At 48.3% G+C, this 3,645-nt stretch carries 2 protein-coding genes and 2 pseudogenes; all 4 read right to left on the bottom strand.

Translation table 11 applies throughout. The features are described from left to right. Window positions 1-321: pseudogene (locus tag EAO38_RS08310) on the bottom strand (nucleoside 5-triphosphatase RdgB (dHAPTP, dITP,XTP-specific)); the annotation flags it as partial. A gap of 22 nt (window positions 322-343) precedes the next feature. Then, a pseudogene (locus EAO38_RS08305) lies at window positions 344-2,160 on the bottom strand (hypothetical protein). A gap of 55 nt (window positions 2,161-2,215) precedes the next feature. After that, the gene (locus EAO38_RS08300; RefSeq protein ID WP_121022829.1) at window positions 2,216-3,121 is read right to left on the bottom strand and encodes a DMT family transporter; all 906 of its coding nucleotides are present in this window, start codon (window positions 3,119-3,121) and stop codon (window positions 2,216-2,218) included. 44 nt (window positions 3,122-3,165) lie between these two features. Further along, window positions 3,166-3,645: YeeE/YedE thiosulfate transporter family protein (locus tag EAO38_RS08295; protein WP_162982752.1), on the bottom strand; the 480-nt coding region annotated here is incomplete at its 5' end.

Below are 3,645 nucleotides of genomic sequence, written 5' to 3'. Positions count from 1 at the left end.
GACTAGGCAATCGCCCAAAAAGTCGCGATCCTCTTGCCATGAATCCCCATAGGGGGCGTAGAATTGATCGCGATCATTGATCCATGTGGGTTTAATGCAGTGGCGCACGGAGAAATAGACGCTAAAAGGGATTAAGTTAGCTTGCGTGATGGTGTAGCAGTAGCGCGCTTGTGGCTTGGATAAAATAGAAAATAGGTTATTGTTTTGTAAATCGGGCGGATAGATAGACATATGCGCCAAAGTTTCGCCCTTCTTATCTACAAAGCCCCTAAGCCAAGTGTTGATGTTATCCACATTGTCCAACGCCCTAAAGCTCTTCACCCCTAAGAAGTTACCCTTAGAATCATAGATGTCTAGGGCGATGGGTGTGTGGGGGGGGGGGGGGTGGCGCGCCCAAATCCCACACTAAAACCCAATAGGAAAGCTCCCCTTGACATGATCAAAGCTAGAGGCTGGGACCATAAAACCCCCCAAAAAGCGCGCTTTAAAATGCTCTCTAAAGGTTTTAAAATTGCTCGAATTTAGGTATTTGAGCGTGGAGAAACTCGCTAAGATAGGACCGATGGGCTTAAGGGGAGAACTGCTAGAATACACCCGCCCCTGTAAGGGGGCAGAAATCCCTTCTAAGGAGCCAGCCATGTCCAAGAAACATGGTAAGGGCTCTAAGCGGGTATTATACATTAAGTTCTGCTTTTGCGGGCTTAAATTTGTGTGGTACCAACGCTCATAAGAGCTCTCCCCCGTAAGGGGGGTCTCCTTGACTTGGGTTTTTGCTTCTAAGGGGGCGATCTCTTTGAAAATGCGCATGAAAAACTGCGCAAAGAGTTCGTTACGGGCTTTGCCCAATTCTTTAGCGTATTTTTCAGCCACCGCAGAGAACGCGACACCGTCTTTATTCTTGCCCGTGTTAGAGATCTGAGTCTTGCTCCCCGCCTCCGCATAGGGGGGGTTGATGTAGAAAATGAGTTTAGCGCGCTGGTGGGGGTTATTTAAAATACCTTTAAGCGCATCTGGGACTTTGTCTAGGGAGTCTTTTAAAAAGTCAAATTGAAAAATATGATCCTCTCTGAGGGCTAGTTGCCCTTTTAGCGCGTGCTCTTTGATGATCGCCACATCGTTTTTATCTAGGGTGCTCGCAAAGATATTATAAGCATTAGAGAGCCCGGCTAATAAATTGCCCGTCCCGGCCGCGCAATCCCAAATGAAATACTCTTCTTGAAAATTGCTCCCTAGATAGTGGGCTAAACACTCTTGGGATTTGATCGCCCATTTTAAGGGGGTGTAAAACGCGCCCTTACGCTCGCGCACATCAGGGGGCACTAAAAGATCGCGCCTATCAGTGATGAAATCTTGATATTGTTCAGCGGGGGGACGCTTGTAGGTTCTCCAAAACTCTTGATGGGCTTGTTGTTTGTCCTTAAACTCCGCGCTTTTATTGGTGCCAAACAGACCTTGCGGGTCGATCTCTTTATCAAAGACATAATGATCGCCTACTAAGCGGGTGTTGAGCTCGCGGATGGTGTGGTTATTCTCACAGAGCAGATCGGCTAGGTAAAAATCTGTGTCTAAAATGCCCGCTTCTTCAGCCCTAGACCAATCTAAATTAATAGAGGGTTTGACCTTTTGTACCCACGCTTGATAGACATGCACAAAGTTATTTTTGTCAATGGGGGTCGCTAATTTCGGGATGGTGTGTAGAGATTGGATAAAACTTTTTAACTCCTTTTCTTGGGTTGCAAATTCATAATGTGTGAGGTGGGTGTCTAAGAGCGGGCTTAGGAGGGTATAAACCTCTTGAAACTCCGCAGATTGCGTATTACTAGGCGCGCTGGTGTAGCTTTTCTTAGAGAGTTTGAGCAAAAGGGGTTCTAGCTTCAGTGTGTCCAGCACACTAAAGCGCGTGCTATCAAACGCCCCTAAGAAGGGGGCTAAATGCTCTTGGGGGTATTTTAGCAGTGTCAGGACAAGTTGGGTCAAGGCTTTTTTAGGGTCATACACCCCCGCCTTAGCCTCTGCGCTCAGAAGGGGTCTTGGGAGTTGCTCTTTAGGGGCGTAAATTTGAAAGTCAATTTTATCCCCACTGCAGATAAACTCTTTAAAATAGCGTTCTCTAATGGCGTTTTTCAAGGGTTCTTCAGCAAGATTAGACCAAGAGCGCAAGTTAGCCTTTCAAGAGGGGTCGGAGCTTCTATTCTAACACATTGGGGTTTAGGATTTAACGTGAAGATGTCTTATGCGCTTTGATGGGGGTGGTGAGAATCCCAGAGAGCACGATCAAACCCATCCCCACCCCCTCTAACATCCCTAACCAGCGATCCCCTAACATGATCCCAAAGATCACACTCCAAACTAAACGGGTGTAATTCATCGGAGAGATTACCCCAGCTGGGGCGTTCATATAGGCCTTTGTCAAGAAGTATTGCCCACAGGTCCCAAAAAGCCCAATCCCGGCAAACACCCACACATCCCAGCCCCACCAAGCCCCCCCAAAGCGCATGGGGTGGTAGCCAGAGGAGAGAGGGGGTAGATCAATGAAAAAGCCCAAAAAACCCAAGACACTCAGACATAAGCTAAAGATAAAGACCACAAACGCCCCATCGTAGTATTCCTTCAAGCGGTACAAACTGCTGTAGGCGATGGCGACCAAGAGACCATTGAGCACGCCACAGAAAATTTGCGCCCATGCCAAGCCGCTAGTGTGGGGGTTGGCAATGCAGATCACCCCCAATAAACCCAAAAAACCGGCCAAGAATAAGCGCAAACCTACGGGTTCTTTAAAAATCAAGGCGGCGATGATGATGGCATAGAGGGGCGCGCTTTGGTTAAAGGCGGTGGCTGTACCCAGGGGCATGGTGCTGATATTATAACAAAACAAGACCATACCGATGGCCCCAATCATCATACGCCCTAGCAATAACCACCCCCCGCCCTTCTTACGCGCCCTAAAACAAAAGGGTTTGAAATAGTAAAACAAGAGCAAGAAGACCAGCATGAAGGTGGAGCGATAAAAGACATTTTCTACAGGCGAGTAATAACCACTCATCAGCTTGATTAAAGCGCTCATGAGCCCCAAGTTCAGCGCGCTCAAGGCCATGTAAAACAAACCCAATTTGATATTCACGCGATGCTCCTAAGAGGGCATGCTAACACAAATTGTAAAACGACTTATGGGCGCTTGAGATAGCCAATGCCCAGCACCAAGCCCAATAAGAGCAAGAGCAAGGCAAAGTGCATGGCTAACCCCCCTATTTGGCCCAAAGAAGTTAAAAGATTGATCTTAGGATAGCTGGTGATCCAGGGAGCAAAATGATCCCAGCTCAAGGCTAGCAAACCCGCCCCTACAATATTGCCCACCCCCACCAATGCAAAATGCGCCTGCCCCTGCATCGCGCGGTACATCCAACCGCATTCACACCCCCCGGCCACCACAATCCCCAAGCCAAAGAGCAAACCCCCCACAAAAATCCCCGGAGAGGCCCACATGATCTTAGGGGGCACGCCCAAATGCACATAACTAAACACCCCCACACTAGAGACCATCATGCCCACCACCAACGCGCAGGCCATCTTGCTTTTCCCCTCAATAAACAAGTCTCTAAAGGCCGTGGTGAAACAAATTTGCGCCCTAGAGATGAGAAAACCAAA

It is taken from the genome of Helicobacter vulpis, assembly GCF_003660395.1.
In the GTDB taxonomy this organism is placed as follows: domain Bacteria; phylum Campylobacterota; class Campylobacteria; order Campylobacterales; family Helicobacteraceae; genus Helicobacter; species Helicobacter vulpis.
The sequence above is the reverse complement of the archived record's forward strand: the minus strand, read 5'-3'. Positions and strand labels throughout refer to the sequence as shown.